We start from the raw sequence: 19,886 nt of genomic DNA, 5'->3' as shown, positions 1-19,886 counted from the left end.
TCCAGAGTGCATGGGGGAGGCCTTGTTCACGACGCCGGCGCGGGGGCTTGCCGGTCGGTAAAAACTACGCGTCTTTGTTCTTTCGCGGAAGGAATTCGTTAACGGATCTTACCGAATGGTTAACTTGTCCGAGCCCTGATTCACAGCGATCGCGAAGTATTCCTCGCATCCGACCATCGGCGGTCAGGGTTTGATGACGGTGGCGAACGAAAGGCTATGGCGACGACTGGCCTGCCAAGCTTGGCAAAGTTAGACAAGAACCATGACCTGCCGTTTCGTCCGAAGGGCCCGATGATCGCAGCTTTGAGCCTGTCGAGCCTGATGCTTGGAACGGGCCTGTCCTACGCGGCCACGCGGAGACCGGACCGGGCCGATCGCCTCGAACTCTGGTCCGGGCGCCTGCTCGTCGGCGGGCTCGGACTTCTGGGCGCGAGCCTGCCGCTGTTCCGCTGAGGACGAGCTTCGTCGGAGGGGCGCGTCGTCAGTTGAGGCGATGCTGGGGAGCGGCGGCCGCCGGACCATCGGCCGTCAGGGAGGTCAGGAAGGCGATCAGGTCCTGCTTCTCGGTATCGGTCAGGCCGAGCGGCCGAATTGCGGGCGAGCGGCTCGGCCGGTCGATGCCGCCGCGATCGTAGAGATCGATGACCTCTTGCAGAGACTGCAGCGAACCGTCGTGCATGTAGGGCCCGCGCTCGGCGACATCGCGCAGGGTCGGGGTCTTGAACGCGTAGCGCAGCTGCTCCGAGTCCGGGAAGAACGCGGCCCGGCCGATGTCGCCACCGGTGCCCGCGCCGATGTCGTGGAAGGAGCCGTCGGTGAAGGTCCAGCCGGAATGGCAGGCCGCGCACTGGCCCTTGCCGTTGAACACCGCGAAGCCGGCCTTCGCGCTCGGGCTGATGGCGTCCTCGTTTCCGGCGACCCAGCGGTCGAACGGGGCTTCGCCGGACACGATGGAGCGCTGGAAGGTGGCCAGGGCCAGCTCGACGGTGCGGCGGCTGATCGCGCTTTCAGGGGGAGCGCCGGGGGCGGAGGCTGCCGTGGTGTGATCCGGGAAGGCGTCGGCGAAGGCCCGGACGTAAGTGGGCTCGGCCCGGAGGCGCTGCATCAGCGTGTCTTCGGGCAGGTTCATCGCGCTCGCGCTCGTGATCGGCGTGAAGGCGACATTCTCGAGATCGCGAAACTTGCCGTCCCACCCCAGGATCGGGATCTGGGCGACGTCGAGGAGGGTCGGCGTGCGCACCTTCATCGCCGCACCGGTCTCGCCGATGCCGCGCGGCCGGCCATCGCTCCACGACCGGGACGGAATGTGGCAACTGGCGCAACTCATCGTGCCACCGCCCGAAAGCCGCGGATCGAAGAACAGGCGCTGACCGAGTTCGGATTTCGCGGCGCTGTAGGGATTGTTCGCCGGATGGACCGGCTCGTCGACGCGTCGATAGGTTTCGCGCAGGGCCGCAGCCTCGGCCTGCACCGTGCCGGCCCTGGTTCCCCTCGGCTCGCCCGCCCCCAAGGACCCGATGCCGAACCCCGACGCCATGGCGGCGATCAGGGCGGCGCCCGCGAGCATGCTCCCGACCTGTCTGCGCATCGCGATCTCCTGATCCTGCCAGCGCTAGTGGGAACCCGTTAAGGAAATCTCACGCCGGTTGTTATGGTCCATTTGCCGCATCCCAGCTTCTGGAACGTCTGGCGCGATCGTTGCTTAGGCCGGCCCAGCCAGCGATGGCTGCGCATCCGCTCAGGTGTCCTCGGATGTCGCATCGCTACAGGACGAGAGGCTCGGCATGACGAAATACAAACTCGAGTATATCTGGCTCGACGGCTACACCCCGGTGCCGAACCTGCGCGGCAAGACCCAGATCAAGGAGTTCGACGGGTTCCCGACGCTCGAGCAGCTTCCGCTCTGGGGCTTCGACGGCAGCTCGACGATGCAGGCCGAGGGCGGCAGCTCCGACTGCATGCTCAAGCCCGTGCGGCACTTCCCCGATTCCACCCGCAAGAACGGCGTGCTGGTGATGTGCGAAGTCATGATGCCCGATGGCGTCACGCCGCACGCATCGAACAAGCGCGCCACCATCCTGGACGATGACGGCGCCTGGTTCGGCTTCGAGCAGGAGTATTTCTTCTACAAGGACGGCCGCCCGCTCGGCTTCCCCGCCGCCGGATACCCGGCTCCGCAGGGCCCGTACTATTGCGGCGTCGGCTACAAGGAAGTCGGCAGCATCGCCCGCAAGATCGTCGAGGAGCACCTCGACCTCTGCCTCGACGCCGGCATCAACCACGAGGGCATCAATGCCGAGGTGGCCAAGGGCCAGTGGGAGTTCCAGATCTTCGGCAAGGGCTCCAAAAAGGCCGCCGACGAGATGTGGGTCGCCCGCTACCTGCTCCAGCGCCTGTGCGAGTCCTACGAGATCGACGTCGAATACCATTGCAAGCCGCTCGGCGCGACCGACTGGAACGGCTCCGGCATGCATGCCAACTTCTCGACCGAGCACATGCGCACGGTGGGCGGACAGGCCTATTTCGAGGCGCTGATGGCGGCCTTCAAGGAGAACCTTGACGACCACATCGCCGTCTATGGCCCCGACAACCACATGCGCCTGACCGGCAAGCACGAGACCGCGGCCATCGACCAGTTCAGCTACGGCGTCGCCGATCGCGGCGCCTCGATCCGCGTGCCGCACAGCTTCGTCAACAACGCGTACAAGGGCTATTTGGAAGACCGCCGGCCCAACAGCCAGGGGGACCCCTACCAGATCGCTTCGCAGATCCTGAAGACGATCTCGTCGGTTCCGACCGAGACCAGTCAGAAGGCCGCCGCCTAAGATTTAGGCGATTTCCGTAGATATTTGCTCGATTTAAAATCACGGCCCGTCGCATCACCTGCGGCGGGCCTTCTTTTTTGCCTGTTTCGCAGGCGCTAAATCCTTTCGCTGGCACCTTTGCGCCGGATGCGGCCAGGCCAGTTGGGCCGTGGCCAGACACCGCGCGCCGAAGTCGGCAGACAAGCGTGCGCTGGGGCGATCCGTGCAGCGGTCGATCCAGGCGTCGAGGAGTGGGTCGCCGGACTTGTCGAATCACGCATAGGGCGAGTGCCGCAGCAGGTCCGGCAGCCGGAGCCCGGATCGAGCACGAGCGTGGCTACGGCTATCGCCTGATCGAGGATGGAGCGCTGCCGCCTCAGATCTTTGACCGGATCGAGATCGAGGCCCTGGTGCTCGGCCTGTCGGAGGTGCGGCACAGGGGGGGGGCGGCCGAGTCAGAAGGACAAGCCCCCGCGCCCTGTGGCGTGTAGCGGTCCGGAGGTCGAGCGTCCTTTACGCCCCGAAGATCGACCATCCGAGACGCTTCGTCAGCATCTCCAGGGCGATCCGCCCGAGGTGTGAGTTGCCCGAGGTGTCGAGTCCGGGCGACCAGACGGCGATCGAGGCCTTGCCGGGAGCGATCGCCAGGATGCCGCCGCCGACGCCGCTCTTGCCGGGCAGGCCGACCCGGTAGGCGAACTCGCCGGAACCGTCGTAATGGCCGCAGGTGAGCATCACCGCGTTGATGCGGCGCGCCCGCTCCGGCGAAACCACGGAATGTCCCGTGGAAGGATTGCGCCCGGAATGGGCGAGGAAGCGCCCGGCCATGGCGAGCTGGCGGCACGACATGGCGATGGCGCAGTGGTGAAAGTAGACGCCGAGGGTGAAATCGACCGGGTTGTCGAGCACCCCGAAGGATTTCATGTAGTTGGCCAGCGCCATGTTGCGGAAGCCCGTGCGCAGTTCCGAGGCCGCGACGGCCTCGTCGATGGTGATGGTGGGGTCCTGGGCCAGGAACTGCAGGAAGCGCAGGATCTCGCCGAGGGCCTCCCGAGGCTGGTGGCCCGAGAGGATCAGATCGGTGACCGCGATGGCGCCCGCATTGATGAAGGGATTGCGCGGGATGCCGCGCTCGCGTTCCAGCTGGACGATGGAATTGAACGGGCTGCCGGATGGCTCGCGCCCGACGCGGCGCCAGAGCCGGTCGCCGGCCATGCCGAGGGCGAGGGTCAGGGTAAAGACCTTCGAGATGCTCTGGATCGAGAACGGCACGTCGCAGTCGCCGCCGGCCGCGACCCGGCCCTCGGCGTCGATCACCACGAGGCCGAAGGCCCCGGCATCGACGCGCGCGAGTTCGGGGATGTAGGTCGCCACCTCGCCGCGGTCCTGCCGATCCCGCATCTCGTCGGTGATCTCGCGGACGACACGGTCGAGGTCGGGCACGTCTGACGGCATCGGATGGGAGTTCCGCTGGAGGCTACGAAGGGGCGGGCAAAGACCCGCCAAGCGTCAGGCAAGGATCGGGCAAGGATTGGGCAAGCGCCGGGCCACGGCGAACGCGAAGCGTGCGGACGGGTGAGCCGCCGGTCGTTGCCGATGCACAGGTCCTTCGCGGCGGCGTACGGTTCAGCTTAGCGACAGCATCCGTGGACTATACCGCTGCCATGGTGATGCTTGATTGAGAGTTCAAGTTTGTATCTAATCGTTTCTGAATAAAGGACGTGGTCTTTCGGCTGCATTCGCAGACTTAAGATCCGATGAATGCTTTTTTCAGTGGCCGTTAAATCGCGCAGCCGTAGCACGGCGACCGAAATGACGGCGCTCCGGGCTCTCCCGAAGCTGCCGTCGAGCGATGGGCAGCGATGAGCACTGATTCGAGCGAACCGAACCTGAGCCTCCTGGACGGCAATTCGTTCCCCGGCACGCCGGCTGTCTGCATCGCCGCCGATGCATCGACAGTCCTCGCGGAGGAGACCGCGGCGGTTCTCGGCGGTCCTGCGGGTGTCGTGCCCCACGCCCTGTCCGTCTCTCGGCGCACTTCGCAGACCGGCATGACGCCGGAGGCCCGCCGGCGCATCGGCCGCAACCTGCGCCTCCTCTACGCCGAGGTGCTGCAACAGCCCCTTCCCGACCGTTTCGACGCACTCCTCGCCGATCTGGCCACCCGCAGCAACTCGCGAGGATCTTCATGAGCGCCGCGATGCAGAGCCCGGTCGGTACCCCACGGGGCGCCGACGACGAGATGCGCAATCTGCTGCTGGGCGCGATTCCCGCGCTGCGCGCCTTCGCCTTCTCGCTGACCTACGATCTCGACCGCAGCGACGACCTCGTGCAGGACACCCTGGTGCGCGCCTGGACCAAGGCCGACAGCTTCACGCGGGGGACCAACCTCACCGCCTGGCTGTTCACCATCCTGCGCAACCTGTTCTATTCGGAGCAGCGCAAGCGCAAGCGCGAGGTGGAAGATGCCGATGGTGCCCTGGCGGGGCGCCTCACGAGCCTGCCCGAGCAGGAGATCCGCGTCGAGATGCTCGAGTTCCAGGAAGCCCTGAACACCCTGCCGTTCAGCCAGCGCGAGGCCCTGGTGCTCGTGGGTGCGCAGAACTTCACCTACGAGGAGGCGGCCGAGATCTGCGGCGTGGCCGTGGGCACCATGAAGAGTCGCGTCAGCCGGGCGCGCGGACGGCTCATCGAGAGCCTGGGCATGAACGGCACCGACGATATCGGCGCCGATGCCTTCACGCGGGCGGCCCTGGGGGCGCCCCCCGGGTAGCGAGTTCAGACCAGGGCGCTTCGCACTGCGCGGGCGATCTTGTCGGCCGGCACCTCGCTGCGATCTCCGAGCAGGCGCCGGCCGGAGGCGATCACCTGCAGGGCCTCGCGGCTGCTGCCCTCCCGCAGGGCCACAGCCTCGAGGTCGCGCAGGTATTCGATCACGCCTTCGCGGACCTGGCCTTCACGAACCTGGCCTCCGCGAGCCTTGCCCTCACGCGCCTTGCCCTCACGAACCTTGCCTTCACGAATCTGGCCTTCGCGAGCCAGCACCGGCTCGACCCGTGACGTGACGTCGTGCGCCACCGAGGCCCAGAATGCGGCCGGTCCGGCGGAATTCTCGTGCATCGTCTCGCTTCCCTGACGTGTGTTGACGCGTAAGGGGTGACGGCCCGCGTCGAGCCACCTGCGTCGGGCATGGCGAACCTCGCCTCCCTCTGCGCGCTGCGACGCGAATCCGAACCCCGTGATCCCGTTAACAAGAAGGAAGCGGAGCGTTAAATAACTTGGATCAAATCGTAATTGAAAACCACTCTGGGTTGTCGCTCGAAAAGTCATGGGGTGACTTATTCTGGGGCCAAATCAATGGTTGATCCTGGCCATCAGGGAACACGGAGCGCAAATGGCCGGTTTTCATGTCGTGCTCGCCTAAATTGCTGCGGCCGGTCGGCTGAAGTCATGATTTGTCGAAGCTTCACCTGTGTCGAAGTTCGGCGTTGCCGAAACCTGGAATCGCGCTCGATCGACACAAGGGACAGCGAACCTGCCGCGCGGCGGCGAGCACGAGGGGCGCACCGGGCGGTCATTGCCAGCCCCCTCGAAACCGCACCGGATACCAGTGGAGGCACGCATGGGCCTGTTCACCCGAGACATCAAAACCCTCGACGATCTCTTCGTTCACACCCTGCAGGACATCTACTACGCCGAGAATCAGATCACGAAGGCGTTGCCCAAGATGATCGCCAAGGCGACGCATCCGGAGCTGAAGCAGAGCTTCGAGACCCACCTGCGCCAGACCGAGACCCAGATCCAGCGCCTGGAGAAGGTCTTTCAGATGCATGGCCACAGTCCGAAGGCCGTGACCTGCCCGGCGATCAACGGCATCATCGAGGAAGCCAACGAGGTCGCCGGCGAGATCGCCGACAAGGATGTGCTGGATGCGGCCCTCGTCGCCTCCGCGCAGGCCGTCGAGCACTACGAAATCACCCGCTACGGCACGCTGATCGCCTGGGCCAAGCGCCTGGGGCGCGACGATTGCGCGGGTGTCCTCCAGCAGAACCTCGACGAGGAGAAGGCGACCGACCACCTGCTCACCGCCATGGCCGAGCGGCAAGTCAACCAGCGCGCCGCCTGACCGGCGCGCCGCGCACGAAGCGGTCACCAACCGGCCGACGTGGGGATCTTGCGCTGATGCGGGCCGTTGCTTTTTGGGCCACGTCCCGCGCACCCTGGCGCGGCCCGGTCGCCCGTCCGTGGCGGTGAACGACTCCCCGACGAGAGCCCATGGCCCGCAAGCGCGCGCGACCGACGAACGAGATCCTGGCCGAGGTAGCCATGCGCCTCGGCCTGCCGCCCCGGAGCGTCGAATTGGATGCCCTGCGGCTCCATCTCGGCCTGCCCGAATATGGCGGCTTCGTCGAGGATGCGGTGGTGGCCAAGGCGCTGCGCGAGCTGAAGGCGCGCCGCGCCTTCTCGGAGGGCGGTGTCGCCACCGTGAAGAAGGCGGTGCCGGCCCTGCGCGCCGCGGTGATGCGGGACGGCAGCATCGCCTGGACGATCCGGACCCTGATTCCCATCCTGGACGGGGGCCGCCTCGACCTCCGGGTCGATGCGGCTCCCGAGACGGGAATCGCCGGCATCCTCTCCGGGATGGCCCATCGCAACGACCCGAACTGGCGCCTCGACGAACTGCGCGCCGCCGTCGCTGAAACCGCGGTCCGGACCGCGAAGTCCCTGCGCCGGGCGGTGGAGCGCCTGCGCGACCAGGTCGCGGAGGACCTGCGCGAGGTCGGCGCCGACGCGGTGACCTATATCGACCATCTCGACCGCTCGCTGCGGTCGCGGGCCTTCCTGCTCTCGCCGAACCTGAATCAGTCCCTGACCGACACACTCAAGGGCGTGCGCGCCCGCGCCCGCAGCGTGGCGCGCGAGGATTCGCGCCTGCGCCGCCTGCGCGACCAGGTGGGCTTCGGCGCCTACATCGAGAAGTTCACCGCGGCCCGACGCCTCGGCCGGCGCATCATCTTCCACATGGGGCCGACCAATTCCGGTAAGACCTATGCGGCCCTGGAGATGCTGCGCGCCGCGCCCACCGGCACCTACCTGGCGCCCCTGCGCCTCCTCGCCTTGGAGAACTACGAGGCTCTGGCCGAGCGCGGCCTGCGCGCCGGGATGGTGACGGGCGAGGAGACCCTCGGCGACCTGAACCCGACCCACACCGCCCGCACCATCGAAACCGCCGACCTGACGCGGCCCGTCGACGTCGCGGTCATCGACGAAATCCAGATGATCGCCGACCCCGACCGGGGCTGGGCCTGGACCAACGCCCTGTTCGGCGTGGCCGCCCGCACTGTGGTGGTGTGCGGCTCGGACGATGCGCTGGCCGCCGTGCGACGGGCGGCGGAGGCAGCCAACGAATCCCTCGAGGTCGTCACTTTCGTGCGCAAGACCCCCCTGGTGTTGCAGGAGGTGCCGGTACCCCTCGAAGACGTGACGCCGGGCGACGCGGTCGTGGCGTTTTCGCGAAGGGCCGTCCACGAGAATCGCGAGATCCTGGTGGCGGCGGGCCACCGGGTGGCGACAATCTACGGCGCGCTCTCACCGGAGGTGCGCCGGGCCGAGGCCGCGCGCTTCCGCGCGGGCGAGGCCGACGTCCTGGTCACCACGGATGCCATCGGCATGGGCCTCAACCTCGGCCCCCTCAAGCGGGTCGTATTCTCGGCCGTGCGCAAGTGGGACGGGGTCGGGGAGCGGGCGCTGACCAATTCGGAGATCCGCCAGATCGCGGGCCGCGCCGGGCGCTTCGGGCATCAGGACGAGGGCTACGTCGCCGCCGTGGACGAGACCGGACTGGAGCCGATCCGCGCGGCGCTCGCGGGGGCGCCCACGGCGCCAGCCGCCGATACCCGTTTCTTCGTGCGGCCCGACCTCATCGCCATCAACTCGGTGGCCGAGGAGATGCGCACGGACAGCCTGCGCGAGGTGCTAGCGCATTTCGCGCGTGCCACCTTCTATGCCGGATCGCCGTTCCAGCCCTCGGCCCTGGAGGAGATCCTGGAGATCGCCCGGGTGGTCGACAAGGCGCGTCTGCCGATCGCGGAGAAGTTCGCGTTCTCGGTCTGCCCGGTGGACCGGCGCGATCCGGTCTCCCTCGGCATGCTGGAGCGCTGGACCCAGGCACGGGCGGCGGGCACGACGGTGCCGGCCCTGCGCGCGAACCTGGCGGGGGAACTCGTCTACCAGGAGCGGACGGTGAAGCTCGCCAGCGCCTATCTCTGGCTGTCGCGGCGCTTTCCCGAGACCTTCGACGATGCCGAAGCGATGCGCGCCATGCGGGGGCGCGCCAACGGGGAGATCGAGCGCCACCTGCGGGAGACGGCGACCCGCAAAGTCGAGCGGCGCACACGCCGCGCCGGCAGCGGACGCTGAGCACCCGGCGCCGCGTTCGATCGCCGGACGGCCCAGGGGAGGGGCGACCCCTCCCCGACGCCGATCCGGATTTTGCGTTCAGGCCGACTTGAGGTGCGCGGCGAGATGCTTGTTCATTTCGAACATGGTGCACTTGTCCTTGCCGAAGACCTTCTTGAGCTTGTCGTCGGCCAGGATCTCGCGCTTGTTCTCAGGGTTCTGGAGGTTGTGCTTCTTGATGTACTCCCAGACCTTGCTCACGACCTCGCCGCGCGGCAGGGACGCGTCGCCGACGACGGCGGCGAGCTCGGGCGACGGCTTCAGAGGCTGTTGCAGCGCGTTGGGCTTGGCGCCTTCACCCTTCGGAGCGGCGACCTTCTTGCCCTTGGCGGCTGGCTTCTCGGCGTCCTTCTCGGCCGCCTTGGGTGCAGCCTTCTCGGCAGTCTTCGTGGTGCTCTTTGCCATGGGATGTTCCTCCGGATGTCGACGGTGAGCGCCGGTACGCCCACGGCCCGTGGCCTCGCAGCGCATAGGTGCAACAACTAAGCGGTGCCGCGAGCGTTCCAAGGGAAAACCGCCCGCTGCGCCCGCGTCATCCACAGGCGCGCAGACGGAAGGGCCGGCGAAGGGCCGGTGAAGGGCCGGCGGAGAGCGGGCGAAGGGCTGGTGCGGGACGCGACAAACCCCGCTCCACCTGCGCGGAAACGTGGTCTCGGCGGTCGTTACTTCCGCCCGACGCCACGGCGCCAGCGGATCGGACCCAGGCGGGTATGTCGGGCGAAAGATGTGAGTGCAGAGGAGGTTAGGGCGACTTCTCGGCGTTCGTCTAGGCGCAGGTCCCGGGCGGAGGCCGCCGTTCCCTCGCGCGGGCGGCGTGTCGCCCGTGCAGGCGGGCTTGCCGGCCGACGCTCAAGCCCGAGCGCTTCGTTCAGCGGAACGGTCGGTTCCACCGAGAACATTCCACGACCGGTCGGAATTTTGGCAGACAGAGCGCCTGACCCCGGGCGGATTCGGGACATCGGCCGATGGGCACCGTCACCGAACCTTAAGGGCGATCGGTGAATCCAGGGTCATGATCCTCCTTGCCTTCACGCTCTCGCTGGGCGCCGCCGCCGCACTCATCATCGGACTGGGCACGCTGGTGTCGGTGGAGGCACAAGGCCGTCCCGGTACCCGGGCGGATGCGGGCCTGATCTGACGCCGGTCTGACACCGCACGGGCGAGCCAGGCGGAGCTGACGACCGGCCCCTGTCCTGGAACCCCCGCGCGGGTCGCGGCTTGTCCGGTCGAGCGCCGGTCCCGGCGCGTCCCCCAGCCACGAGGAGTTTGCATGCCGACGGACCTCCCGAACGAGCGCAGCATCCGCCCCGCCGGCTCGATGGAGCTCGATCCCTCCGCCGAGGGCGTCGCCATCGACGAGACCTCGCGCCTGGTCGCCTCGAACAAGGTCGAAGGCACGGCCGCCTATCGCCGCGACGGCGAGCATATCGGCACGGTCTACAATTTCATGGTCGACAAGGTCTCGGGCCAGGTCGCCTACGCGGTCCTGTCCTTCGGGGGCTTTCTCGGCCTGGGCGAGAGCTATCACCCGGTGCCCTGGCGGGCGTTGACCTACAGCGTCGAACTCGGCGGCTACATCGTCGACATCGACCGCGACACCCTGGAGGGCGCCCCGACGCATGGCCCCGGCGAAGACCCCTTCGCCGATCCGCGTTACGGCGAGCGCGTCGACGGCCATTACGGCGGCTCGAAGGTGCCTACTGCCTGAAGAATGTCCGCTGCCTGACAAATACCCGCCGCTTGAAAGACTTCCGCCCGCCGGTTCACGATTCCGGCGCGGCCACGATCCGGTCGAAGTCGAGGAGCGCGGTCTCGATCACGATCTGCGTGCGGCTGATGACGTTGAGCTTGCGTAGGATTTCAGAGACGTGCGCCTTCACGGTCGAATCCCCGACCTGAAGCTCGTGGGCAATCTGCTTGTTCAGCATCCCCTGCCGGATCATCGCCAGCACCCGCACCTGTTGCGGGGTCAGGCTCGCAACCCTCTCGGCGATTGGGGCCTTGCGGGCGGTTGACGGGATCGGGGGCGCGGCCGGCAGGCTCGCCGGCACCGAGAGGCCGCCGGCCAGGACATCGGCGATGGCTCGCGTCAGCGTCGCCTTGTCGACCGCCTTCGGCACGAAGCCGGCGGCGCCGTGGTCGAGGGCTTCGTGGATGATCCGCGGATCTTCCAGGCCCGACACGACGAGGATCGGGACGCGCGGGGCCTGCGCCCGGATCGCCAGTAGGCCCTCGAAGCCGGTAACCCCCTGCATCGACAGGTCGAGGAGGATGATCTCGGTGGCGGGCTGCCGGGCCAGCACCGCGCAGGCGCCGACGATCCCATCGGCCTCGTGCACCGTCGCGTCCGGATAGGCGAGCCCCACGGCGCTCGCCAGCGCCTCGCGAAACAGCGGGTGATCGTCGACGATGAGGAGATGCATGCCCGTTCCGCCCGGTGCGTGCGCCCCTGTGCCGGAGCCGTTCGGCGCTGCATTGCGCGGCCACCGCTCGCCCGACATACTCGTGTCATCGCGGAGAACCGGGCGTCAAGCCCGGCCCGCGCCGGGCAGCGAGGGAACGCGCGTGACAGAGGGGACGCGGGTGCGCACGCACCGGTGCGGCATCACCACGACCTGGACCGACGCCGCCGACGCCGAAACGGCACTGGCGGAGATCGGCGCGGCCATCGGCACCGGCCGGGTCGCCCAGATCGTGGCGTTCTTCTCGGCCGACTACGACGTCGACACCCTCAATCGGGGCTTCTCCACCCGCTTTCCCGGTGCGGGCATCGCCGGGTGCACGATGTCCGGCGGCATCTCCCCGGCGGGCGGCCTCGATCGCGGCCTCGTGGTCATCGCCTTTCCGCCCGACGGCTTCCGCATCGTCTCGACGCTGCTCGACGCCATCGACCATCTCGACGTCGAGCGCACCGCCTCGAGCGTGCGCGCGCTGCGAAGGAGCCTCGACGGGGCATCCGCCGATCCGATCAATGGGCGCCGCTTCGCCCTGTCGCTGATCGACGGGCTCGCCAATGCCGAAGAGACCGTGGTCTCGGCCATCGCCTGGGCCCTCGACGGCATCCCCCTGGTGGGCGGCTCGGCCGGTGACGACCTCACCTTCCGTGAGACCGTGCTGCTGCATGACGGCGGCATTCATCAGCGCGCCGCCGTGCTGCTGCTGGTGGAATCGGATTTCCCGATCCAGATCTTCAAGAGCGACAATTTCGAGCCGACCGCGACCCGGTTCGTGGTCACCGCTTCCGACGACGAGCAGCGCACCGTCCACGAACTCAACGCCGAGCCGGCCGCGCGGGAATACGCCATGGCGGTGGGGCTCGACCCGGAGCGTCTGTCGCCCATGAGCTTTGCTGCCTATCCCCTCGCCGTGAAGGTGGGCGGCGAGTATTTTTGCCGGTCGATCCGGCGCATGAATCCCGACGGCTCGCTCAGCTTCTTCTGCGCCATCGACGAGGGCGTGGTGCTGACCCTGGCGCGACCGCGCGACATCGTGGCGGCGACAGAGGCCGAGCTGTCGCGCCTTGACGCGGCGCTCGGCGGCATCGACCTCGTCATCGGCTTCGAATGCGTGCTGCGCCGCCTCGACGCCGAGAGCCGTCAGGTGCGCCACGGCATCGTCGACCTCTACCGGCGCTACGACGTCGTCGGCTTCGACACCTACGGCGAGCAGTACCGTTCGATGCACCTGAACCAGACCTTCACAGGCATCGCCATCGGGCGAGGCGGAGCGGACCGGTGACGGTCCCGTCCCCCGAAGCCCAAGGGGGTGCGCCGGGCGAGAGCGCCAACCTGCGGCGGATCGCCAAGCTGGAGCGGATCAACGCCGCCCTGATGGCACATGTGGAGCGCAGCATGGACCAGCAGGGCGGTGCCTACTCGCTGTTCCAGACCGCCACCATGCTGGAGGGACGCGTCCGCAGCCGCACCGAGGAGCTGACCGGCCTCATGCACCGCCTGGAGCGCTCCAACGAGGCCCTGGTGGCCGCCAAGGAGGAGGCGGAGAACGCCAACCGCTCCAAGACCCGCTTCCTCGCCGCCGCGAGCCACGACCTGCTCCAGCCCCTGAATGCGGCACGCCTCTCGGCCTCGGCGCTGGCCGGCCTGGCCCTCGGGCCGGAGGCGGTGGCGATCTCCGGCCGGATCGAGCGCGGCCTGCAGATCATCGAGGATCTGATCAAGACCCTCCTGGACATCTCGAAGCTCGATGCCGGCGTGGTGCGCCCGGCGATCAAGCCGGTGGCCCTCGGCGATCTCCTGGCCGGCATCGCGGCGAGCTTCCGGCCCTTCGCCGCGCGCAAGGGCCTGCGCCTCGTCGTCCGCGGCCCCGACCTCGTCGTGGCCAGCGATCCGCTGATGCTCCAGCGCATCGTCCAGAACCTCGTGTCGAACGCCATCCGGTACACGCGCGCGGGCGGGGTGCTGGTGGCGGTTCGGCGGCGCGGCGCATCCTGCCGGCTCGAGGTGCTCGACACCGGTTGCGGCATCGCCGCGGCGGAGCGGGACCTCGTCTTCGAGGAATTCTTCCGCGGCGGTGCCGAGGGGGAGGGCGGTGAACCCGGCCTCGGCCTCGGTCTCTCGATCGTGCACCGCATGGCGCAGGCCCTCGACCATCCCCTCGAGCTGACCTCGCAGGTCGGGCGCGGCACCCGCATGGCCCTGACCCTGCCGGTCAGCCCTACGCCGCCCGAGCGTGTGGTGCCGGCGCCACCCGTGGCGACCCGGCTCACCGGCGCACGGGTGCTGGTGGTGGAGAACGATCCGCCCACCGCCGATGCCCTGGAGCGCCTCCTGCGGGCCTGGGACGCCGAAGTCTCGGTTCATCGCGATCTCGCAGGGGTGGAGGCGGCGCTCGCCGCGGGGCTGGACCTGCCGGACCTTCTCGTCCTCGACTATCACCTCGACCACGGGGCCTGCGGCCTCGATGTGGCGGCCCACCTGCAGGCCCGGATGTCGGCCCCCCTGCCGGTCATCGTGACCACCGCCGATCATGCGCCCGAAATCGCCGCGCAGGTCGCGGCACTGGGAGGGCAACTGATGCACAAGCCGGTTCGCCCGGCGCAGTTGCGGGCGCTCCTGACCTACCTGCTGGCATGACGAAGACGGGCTAGAGTATTTTGAATAATCCTATGGCGTCGCAAGGCATCGCAACCCTAACAAAAGAGCCTTCCCCGCCGTTGCGCGTCTGTCTTGCTGGATGTCTCCAGTCAAATTTGAGGCTGCATTGAAAAATTTGCAGCGCACCAAGATATAATTGCACTGCGGCGATAGTAGTGGCGCCCTTGCGAAGCTTCGCGCGGGTCTTTACGCTTCCGCCCCAGAACAAGACTGCCCCCGCACGCCTTTCGCCAGGATGAATCCTGTCGCTCGTCGTCGCTGTGGGCGCGCGGAGGACGGCCCGGTTCATGAAGAAAAACAAGGTCATCACGGCCGGCGAGGCGATCGCGCTGATCCGGCACAACGACGTGGTCACCACGACGGGCTTCGTCCAGAGCTGCATCCCGGAAGCGTTGCACGCGGCCCTGGAGAAGCGCTTCGTCGACACCGGCGCACCCCGTGACCTGACCCTGATCATGACGGCGGGAGCCGGCGACAGCAAAGGCCTCGGCACCGGGCGTCTGCATCACGAAGGCCTGCTTCGCCGCGTCATCGCGGCCAATTTCGGCCGCATGCCGAAGGTCGCCAAGGCCGCGCAGGAAGACAAGATCCTGGGCTACAACCTGCCTCAGGGCGTGATCTCGCAGCTTTACCGAGCCTGTGCCGCCGGCCAGCCTGGGCTGTTCTCCAAGGTCGGTCTGCACACCTACGTCGATCCCCGTCACGGCGGCGCCCGCGTCAACACCGTGACGCAAGACGAGATCGTGAAGCTCGTCGAGGTCGATGGCGAGGAATGGCTGTTCTACACCGCCACCAAGATCGACGTCGCCTTCATCCGCGGCACCTCGGCCGATCCGTCGGGCAACATCTCCTTCGAGAAGGAGGCCCTGACCCTCGATTGCCTCGCCCAGGCCATGGCGGCGCGCAACAATGGCGGCATCGTCATCGCCCAGGTCGAGCGCATCGTCGATGACGGCTTCCTGCTGCCGAAGGACGTGCGCGTGCCCGGCATCCTGGTCGACTGCGTGGTGCTGGCCGAGCCCGAGATGCACCGCATGAACTACGGGGTGCAGCACGATGCGGCCCTCGCCGGCCAGATCCGCGTGCCGGTCAGCGGCATGAAGAAGATGCCGCTCGATGCCCGCAAGGTCATCGCCCGCCGCGCTGCCTTCGAGCTGCCACCGAACGGCGTCGTCAACCTCGGCGTCGGGGCGCCCGAGGGCATCTCGGCCGTGGCCAACGAGGAGAAGGTGACACCCTACATCACCCTCACCACCGAGGCCGGCGCGGTCGGCGGCGTGCTTGCATCGGGGTCGAGCTTCGGCGCCGCCACGAACGCCGATTGCGTCATCGATCAGAACCAGATGTTCGACTTCTACGACGGCGGCGGCCTCGACATGACCTGCCTGGGTCTGGCCGAGTGCGACCAGCACGGCAACGTCAACACCAGCATGTTCGGGGGCCGCCTCAACGGCTGCGGCGGCTTCATCAACATCAGCCAGAACGCCCGCTCGGTGGTCTTCGCCGGCACCTTCACGGTGGGCGGCCTGGAGACCGCGATCGAGGACGGCAAGCTCCGCATCGTCACGGAGGGCCGCTCGCAGAAATTCCTGCCCCAGGTCGAGCAGATCACCTTCAGCGGGCATTATGCGCAGATGCGCTCGCAGCCGGTCATCTACGTCACCGAGCGCTGCGTCTTCCAGCTCACCGACGAGGGCCTGGAGCTCATCGAGGTGGCACCCGGCATCGACATCGAGCGGGACATCCTGCCCCATATGGGCTTCCGGCCGATCATCAAGCAGCCGATGCCGATGGATGCCCGCCTGTTCCGCGACGAGCCGATGGAACTGCTCGCCGACCTGCTCAACCTCAACCTGCCGGAGCGGGTGAGCTACGACCCCGAGCGCAATATCCTGTTCGTGAATCTCGAGGGCTGGCATGCCCGCGCCAAGAGCGACCTCGACGACCTGCGCATGGTACTGGTGGGCGCCTGCAAGAAGGCCGGCCAGCGGGTCAACACCGTGGTCAATCACGACGGGTTCCGCATCAACGAGAACCTGTACGACGACTACGCCCACATGATCCAATACCTGCAGGCCAACTACTATCTCACCACCACCCGCTACGCGACCAGCGCCTTCCTGCGCCTCAAGATGGAGGAGGCCCTGAATCGTCGCGGCCTCGCGCCCCACGTCTTCGAGCGCAAGGAGGACGCCCACGCCTTCCTCGAGGGCGCCGGCAAGGTCCGCCGGGCCTCGACGGCGATCGCCTCGGCGGCTTGAAGGGCGGGGCCGGCCCGACGGGCCGGTCCTTCCGCGACCGTGCGGCGTCCTCGGCGATCCAAGCCGATCCCGTGCTCCATCTGAGCCGGAGGCGGGCGTTTGTGCCCCGCCGGGCGTTTATGCCCGGCCGGTCCCAGGCCGCGTCCGCGTGCGGCTGCGCGGCCAGTCGGCTGCCGAACCCGGGCGCGTCGCGGAGGCGCGGCAATTGCCGGGGTTCGCCTAATCCGAGACAACAGGCTCCATGATCGTCCGTTCGCGCCCGAGCCTGTTCGATATTCTGTTCACCCTGCGCGGCTCGATCCTGCCGCAGGTGGCGCCCAAGGTGCTGAGCATCACCCTCATCGCGGTGATCGTGGTGGCGGTGGAGCGGCGCTGGCCCGAGGCGTTCCCGATCACTGCCGGCGTCGGCCCCTTCACCCTCATCGGGATCGCCCTGTCGATCTTCCTCAGCTTCCGCAACAGCGCCTGCTACGACCGCTGGTGGGAGGGGCGCCGGGCCTGGGGCGGCCTCGTGGTCGAGACGCGCGGACTCGCCCGGCTGCTCAGCGCCCTCCTGCCCGGCGAGGCCGACGAGCCCTTGCGCGGACGCGCCCTGCGGCGCCTCTCGGCCTTCGCGCATGCTCTCCACGCCCAGCTTCGCGGTGGCGACGTGGCCGCGGCGGCCAAGCCCTGGCTCCCGGGCGCCGAGGCGGAGCGCCTCGCCCGCCACCCGAGCGCGGCCGATGCGGTGCTCGCCGGACTCACCACCGACCTCGCCAAGGCCTATCGCCGGGGGGCGCTGACCGACGTCCTGTTCGCTACCCTGGAGCACAAGATCGCGGCCCTGGCGCAGGTCCAGGTGGTGTGCGAGCGCATCCAGAACACGCCGCTGCCCTTCGCCTACACCCTGCTGCTGTACCGCACGGCGTGGATCTACTGCCTGCTGCTGCCCTTCGGCCTCGCAGCCTCCCTCGGCTGGGCGACGCCGGTAGCCACCGCCCTGGTGGCCTACACGTTCTTCGGCCTCGATGCGCTGGGTGACGAACTGGAGGAGCCCTTCGGCCTGGCGCCGAACGACCTGCCGCTCGATGCCCTGCTGCACACCATCGACGGCATCGTGCTCGATGCCCTTGGCGAGACCGCGCCGCCGCCCCTGGAGCCGGAGCGGTATCTGCTGACGTGAAGGGGCGAGGCCGCGCGCGTGCTCGTCGCGGAAGCGCCTCGATTGTCGATCATTCGAGCGGGTGAAGGGCCGGTCAGTCGTTGACGAGCGGTCGAGGCGCGACGACAGCCATGAGATGCCGTCTGATTTCGTCCGCAACCGCCCGGACATGTGTCTGCGCCAAATCGTGGTTCGCCCCCGGCAGGATGCAAAGGCGCGCGTTCGGCAAGAGAGCAGCCAGCCTCTTCCCGACGGCGACCGGGCTGATCGAATCCGAGTCTCCCCACAACAACAGGACCGGAACTCGGATGGACGGCAAACCGGAAGAGAGATCGGCGACCGGATCGGCGATCCACTTCGCAGCGCGTGGGAAGGCCCTGAAGTAGTCCGGCCGCCAATCCGATCCGCCCAGATCGACCATCGGCACGCCGCCGGATGTCACCGTCAACACCAAGCTCTTGACGAGATCGGGAAATGCCAGCGCCACCTTGATCGCAATGATCCCGCCCATCGACTGAGCGGCGATGGCCACCGGCTCGCGGATTTCAGTGGCGACCAGAGCGACGAGATCGTCCAGCCCGTCCACGCCCTGCCGAGGGGGCTCTGCGCCCAATCCCGGCCATCCGAAAAACACACCATCCAATCCGGCCTGGGTGGCAACGGGCCTCCAGAACGAAGCACTTCCGGATGCACCGGGTAGAAACAGTGTTTTCATCACGGTTCATCCGCTCATCGTCGCTGAAGTGCGGACGTGACGAGGGTAACCGGCCATGTCGGGTCGAGGAGGGACGCGTCCATGGCGTCGACGCTCGACCCACGCTGCTCAATACTCCCAGAAGATCCGCTGCAGTTCCTTCGAGTCCTGCGTCTTCGTCAGCGCGACGGCGGCCAGGATCTTGGCCTTTTGCGGGTTCAGGTCGTGGGCCACCACCCAGTCGTACTTGTCGTCGGGCTGCTCGGCGTTGCGCAGGACGAAGCCGTCGCCGACGCGGGACGAGCGGATGATCTGCACGCCCTTGGAACGGATGTCCTTCAGGGTGTCGACGAGGTAGCCCGCCACCGAGCCGTTGCCGGTGCCCGCATGGATGATCGCCTTGGCGCCGCCCGCGACCGCCGAGGTATAGGGCTCCGGGTGCATGTTGCCGGAGCCGTACACGATGGCGACGTCGGGCAGGCTGTCGATGGTGTCGATGTCGAACTCGGACGTGGTGCCGTGGCGCTTCACCGGGGCGCGGAACCAGTAGGTCTTGCCCTCCACCACCATGCCGAGGGGGCCCCACTGGCTGAAGAAGGCCGAGGGCTTGATGTTGACGCGCTTGGTAGTGTCGCGGCCGGCCTGGATCTCGTCGTTCATGGTCAGCAGCACGCCCTTGGCGCGGGCATCCCTGGCGCCGGCCACGGTCACGGCGTCGAGGAGGTTGAGGGCGCCGTCCGCCGAGATCGCCGTGGAGGGGCGCATCGAGGCCACCATCACGATGGGCTTGTCGGTCTTCACCACGAGGTCGAGGAAGTAGGCCGTCTCCTCCACCGTGTCGGTGCCGTGGGTGACGACGACGCCGTCGACGTCGTCGCGCTTGACCAGGGCCGAGATCTTCTTGGCGAGCTCGATGAGCTGCGCGTTGGTGAAGCTCTCGGAGGCGATCTGGAAGGCCTGCTCGCCGCGCACGTCCGCCACCTGGGCGATGGCCGGCACGGCGGCGATCAGCTTGTCCACCGGCACCTTGGCGGCCTGGTAGGTCGCGCTGTTGGCGGCGTCCGCGCCGGCGCCCGCGATGGTGCCACCCGTCGCCACGATGACGACCCGCGGCTTGGCGGCGGTGGTCGGCGCCGGTGCTCCATTGCCAGGCGTGACTGTCGCGCCGGGCATCACCGTTGCGCCGGGCATCACCGTTGCGCCGGGCTTGGCCGGGATCGGTCCCTCCAGCGCGCGCGCGGGCAGGACGGTGCCGGCCATCAGGGCCATCAGGGCGATCGGCAGGGTACGGCGCATGCTGAGACTCGGGTCGTTTCGGGAGTGGCATTGTGACCCGCACCACCGATAAGGCCAGCCGAAAATCACGCCGTGCCTCGCTCAATCCCGATGCAGTCCATCCCCGCGCTGCCAGCG

The 19,886-nt window shown here is 68.0% G+C and carries 19 protein-coding genes and 1 pseudogene; 13 read left to right on the top strand and 7 right to left on the bottom strand.

From position 1 onward, the window contains the following. Positions 1–291: 291 nt before the first annotated feature. Positions 292–453 carry a hypothetical protein gene (locus ASF60_RS25085; RefSeq protein WP_200935883.1) on the top strand — a complete coding sequence of 54 codons (162 nt, stop codon included), beginning with the start codon at positions 292–294 and terminating at the stop codon, positions 451–453. 28 nt (positions 454–481) lie between these two features. Here the strand turns inward: ASF60_RS25085 and ASF60_RS06020 are convergent, their stop codons facing one another. After that, positions 482–1,588 carry a cytochrome-c peroxidase gene (locus tag ASF60_RS06020; RefSeq protein ID WP_082504053.1) on the bottom strand — a complete coding sequence of 369 codons (1,107 nt, stop codon included), beginning with the start codon at positions 1,586–1,588 and terminating at the stop codon, positions 482–484. Between the two features lie 196 nt (positions 1,589–1,784). Here ASF60_RS06020 and ASF60_RS06015 point away from each other — a divergent pair, with 196 nt between their 5' ends. After that, positions 1,785–2,825, top strand: a complete 1,041-nt coding sequence (locus ASF60_RS06015; RefSeq protein WP_056181877.1) for a glutamine synthetase beta-grasp domain-containing protein — start codon at positions 1,785–1,787, stop codon at positions 2,823–2,825. A gap of 284 nt (positions 2,826–3,109) precedes the next feature. Beyond that, positions 3,110–3,274 (top strand): annotated as a pseudogene (locus ASF60_RS25525) (transcriptional regulator); the annotation flags it as partial. Positions 3,275–3,317: 43 nt separating this feature from the next. Here the strand turns inward: ASF60_RS25525 and ASF60_RS06010 are convergent. Continuing rightward, the gene (locus ASF60_RS06010) at positions 3,318–4,247 is read right to left on the bottom strand and encodes a glutaminase (RefSeq protein ID WP_056182011.1); all 930 of its coding nucleotides are present in this window, start codon (positions 4,245–4,247) and stop codon (positions 3,318–3,320) included. 419 nt (positions 4,248–4,666) lie between these two features. Here ASF60_RS06010 and ASF60_RS25520 point away from each other — a divergent pair, with 419 nt between their 5' ends. Continuing rightward, positions 4,667–4,996 (top strand): NepR family anti-sigma factor, encoded by a 330-nt coding sequence (locus ASF60_RS25520; RefSeq protein ID WP_056181874.1) that lies wholly within the window; start codon positions 4,667–4,669, stop codon positions 4,994–4,996. After that, positions 4,993–5,577, top strand: coding sequence for a sigma-70 family RNA polymerase sigma factor (locus tag ASF60_RS06000; protein WP_056181871.1), 585 nt, complete (start codon positions 4,993–4,995; stop codon positions 5,575–5,577). The genes ASF60_RS25520 and ASF60_RS06000 overlap by 4 nt, the downstream gene beginning before the upstream one ends. Positions 5,578–5,582: 5 nt before the next feature. Here the strand turns inward: ASF60_RS06000 and ASF60_RS05995 are convergent, their stop codons facing one another. Then, complete coding sequence (locus tag ASF60_RS05995) at positions 5,583–5,924, bottom strand: hypothetical protein (RefSeq protein ID WP_056181867.1); 342 nt, start codon at positions 5,922–5,924, stop codon at positions 5,583–5,585. Between the two features lie 502 nt (positions 5,925–6,426). Here ASF60_RS05995 and ASF60_RS05990 point away from each other — a divergent pair. After that, a complete protein-coding gene (locus tag ASF60_RS05990; RefSeq protein ID WP_056181863.1) occupies positions 6,427–6,930 on the top strand; it encodes a YciE/YciF ferroxidase family protein in 504 nt (167 codons plus the stop codon). A 149-nt stretch (positions 6,931–7,079) separates the two neighbouring features. Beyond that, positions 7,080–9,224, top strand: coding sequence for a helicase-related protein (locus ASF60_RS05985; RefSeq protein WP_056181859.1), 2,145 nt, complete (start codon positions 7,080–7,082; stop codon positions 9,222–9,224). Positions 9,225–9,302: 78 nt separating this feature from the next. Here ASF60_RS05985 and ASF60_RS05980 read toward each other — a convergent pair whose 3' ends face one another. Continuing rightward, complete coding sequence (locus ASF60_RS05980) at positions 9,303–9,668, bottom strand: SWIB/MDM2 domain-containing protein (protein ID WP_056181855.1); 366 nt, start codon at positions 9,666–9,668, stop codon at positions 9,303–9,305. A gap of 607 nt (positions 9,669–10,275) precedes the next feature. Here ASF60_RS05980 and ASF60_RS25985 point away from each other — a divergent pair. After that, positions 10,276–10,401 (top strand): hypothetical protein, encoded by a 126-nt coding sequence (locus ASF60_RS25985; RefSeq protein WP_274533543.1) that lies wholly within the window; start codon positions 10,276–10,278, stop codon positions 10,399–10,401. Positions 10,402–10,533: 132 nt separating this feature from the next. After that, positions 10,534–10,971, top strand: a complete 438-nt coding sequence (locus ASF60_RS05975; protein ID WP_056181852.1) for a PRC-barrel domain-containing protein — start codon at positions 10,534–10,536, stop codon at positions 10,969–10,971. Positions 10,972–11,026: 55 nt separating this feature from the next. On the opposite strand, the gene ASF60_RS05970 is transcribed toward ASF60_RS05975, so the two are convergent. Further along, positions 11,027–11,686: a response regulator gene (locus ASF60_RS05970; RefSeq protein WP_082507778.1), complete on the bottom strand. Its 660-nt coding sequence runs from the start codon at positions 11,684–11,686 to the stop codon at positions 11,027–11,029. A 142-nt stretch (positions 11,687–11,828) separates the two neighbouring features. On the opposite strand from ASF60_RS05970, the gene ASF60_RS05965 reads away from it, so the two are divergent. The 4 genes from ASF60_RS05965 to ASF60_RS05950 all read left to right on the top strand — a co-directional run bounded on the left by ASF60_RS05965 (position 11,829) and on the right by ASF60_RS05950 (position 17,800). Beyond that, entirely contained in the window at positions 11,829–13,001 is a 1,173-nt protein-coding gene (locus tag ASF60_RS05965) for an FIST N-terminal domain-containing protein (RefSeq protein WP_056181847.1), read from the top strand. A gap of 92 nt (positions 13,002–13,093) precedes the next feature. Next, positions 13,094–14,356, top strand: a complete 1,263-nt coding sequence (locus ASF60_RS05960; protein WP_082507782.1) for an ATP-binding response regulator — start codon at positions 13,094–13,096, stop codon at positions 14,354–14,356. Positions 14,357–14,664: 308 nt separating this feature from the next. Next, positions 14,665–16,638: an acyl CoA:acetate/3-ketoacid CoA transferase gene (locus tag ASF60_RS05955; RefSeq protein WP_056181840.1), complete on the top strand. Its 1,974-nt coding sequence runs from the start codon at positions 14,665–14,667 to the stop codon at positions 16,636–16,638. A 241-nt stretch (positions 16,639–16,879) separates the two neighbouring features. After that, entirely contained in the window at positions 16,880–17,800 is a 921-nt protein-coding gene (locus tag ASF60_RS05950) for a bestrophin family protein (protein ID WP_056181837.1), read from the top strand. Positions 17,801–17,873: 73 nt separating this feature from the next. Here the strand turns inward: ASF60_RS05950 and ASF60_RS05945 are convergent, their stop codons facing one another. Both ASF60_RS05945 and ASF60_RS05940 read right to left on the bottom strand, forming a co-directional pair. Beyond that, positions 17,874–18,494, bottom strand: a complete 621-nt coding sequence (locus tag ASF60_RS05945) for an alpha/beta fold hydrolase (protein WP_244478335.1) — start codon at positions 18,492–18,494, stop codon at positions 17,874–17,876. 108 nt (positions 18,495–18,602) lie between these two features. Then, complete coding sequence (locus ASF60_RS05940) at positions 18,603–19,769, bottom strand: type II asparaginase (RefSeq protein ID WP_056181830.1); 1,167 nt, start codon at positions 19,767–19,769, stop codon at positions 18,603–18,605. Positions 19,770–19,886: the final 117 nt, after the last annotated feature.

This window comes from Methylobacterium sp. Leaf113 (assembly GCF_001423325.1).
Classification (GTDB): Bacteria; Pseudomonadota; Alphaproteobacteria; order Rhizobiales; family Beijerinckiaceae; genus Methylobacterium.
This window is presented reverse-complemented; position numbering and strand designations above follow the sequence as displayed.

Bases quoted from the DNA above. Each gene is read 5' to 3' on its own strand.
- ASF60_RS06000 (WP_056181871.1), top strand. From the start codon at position 4,993: ATGAGCGCCGCGATGCAGAGCCCGGTCGGTACCCCACGGGGCGCCGAC.
- ASF60_RS05955 (WP_056181840.1), top strand. From the start codon at position 14,665: ATGAAGAAAAACAAGGTCATCACGGCCGGCGAGGCGATCGCGCTGATC.
- ASF60_RS25985 (WP_274533543.1), top strand. From the start codon at position 10,276: ATGATCCTCCTTGCCTTCACGCTCTCGCTGGGCGCCGCCGCCGCACTC.
- ASF60_RS05960 (WP_082507782.1), top strand. From the start codon at position 13,094: ATGGCACATGTGGAGCGCAGCATGGACCAGCAGGGCGGTGCCTACTCG.
- ASF60_RS05970 (WP_082507778.1), bottom strand. From the start codon at position 11,686: ATGCATCTCCTCATCGTCGACGATCACCCGCTGTTTCGCGAGGCGCTG.
- ASF60_RS05995 (WP_056181867.1), bottom strand. From the start codon at position 5,924: ATGCACGAGAATTCCGCCGGACCGGCCGCATTCTGGGCCTCGGTGGCG.
- ASF60_RS06020 (WP_082504053.1), bottom strand. From the start codon at position 1,588: ATGCGCAGACAGGTCGGGAGCATGCTCGCGGGCGCCGCCCTGATCGCC.
- ASF60_RS05945 (WP_244478335.1), bottom strand. From the start codon at position 18,494: ATGAAAACACTGTTTCTACCCGGTGCATCCGGAAGTGCTTCGTTCTGG.
- ASF60_RS25520 (WP_056181874.1), top strand. From the start codon at position 4,667: ATGAGCACTGATTCGAGCGAACCGAACCTGAGCCTCCTGGACGGCAAT.
- ASF60_RS05975 (WP_056181852.1), top strand. From the start codon at position 10,534: ATGCCGACGGACCTCCCGAACGAGCGCAGCATCCGCCCCGCCGGCTCG.
- ASF60_RS05980 (WP_056181855.1), bottom strand. From the start codon at position 9,668: ATGGCAAAGAGCACCACGAAGACTGCCGAGAAGGCTGCACCCAAGGCG.
- ASF60_RS05990 (WP_056181863.1), top strand. From the start codon at position 6,427: ATGGGCCTGTTCACCCGAGACATCAAAACCCTCGACGATCTCTTCGTT.
- ASF60_RS05985 (WP_056181859.1), top strand. From the start codon at position 7,080: ATGGCCCGCAAGCGCGCGCGACCGACGAACGAGATCCTGGCCGAGGTA.
- ASF60_RS06015 (WP_056181877.1), top strand. From the start codon at position 1,785: ATGACGAAATACAAACTCGAGTATATCTGGCTCGACGGCTACACCCCG.
- ASF60_RS05950 (WP_056181837.1), top strand. From the start codon at position 16,880: ATGATCGTCCGTTCGCGCCCGAGCCTGTTCGATATTCTGTTCACCCTG.
- ASF60_RS25085 (WP_200935883.1), top strand. From the start codon at position 292: ATGATCGCAGCTTTGAGCCTGTCGAGCCTGATGCTTGGAACGGGCCTG.
- ASF60_RS05940 (WP_056181830.1), bottom strand. From the start codon at position 19,769: ATGCGCCGTACCCTGCCGATCGCCCTGATGGCCCTGATGGCCGGCACC.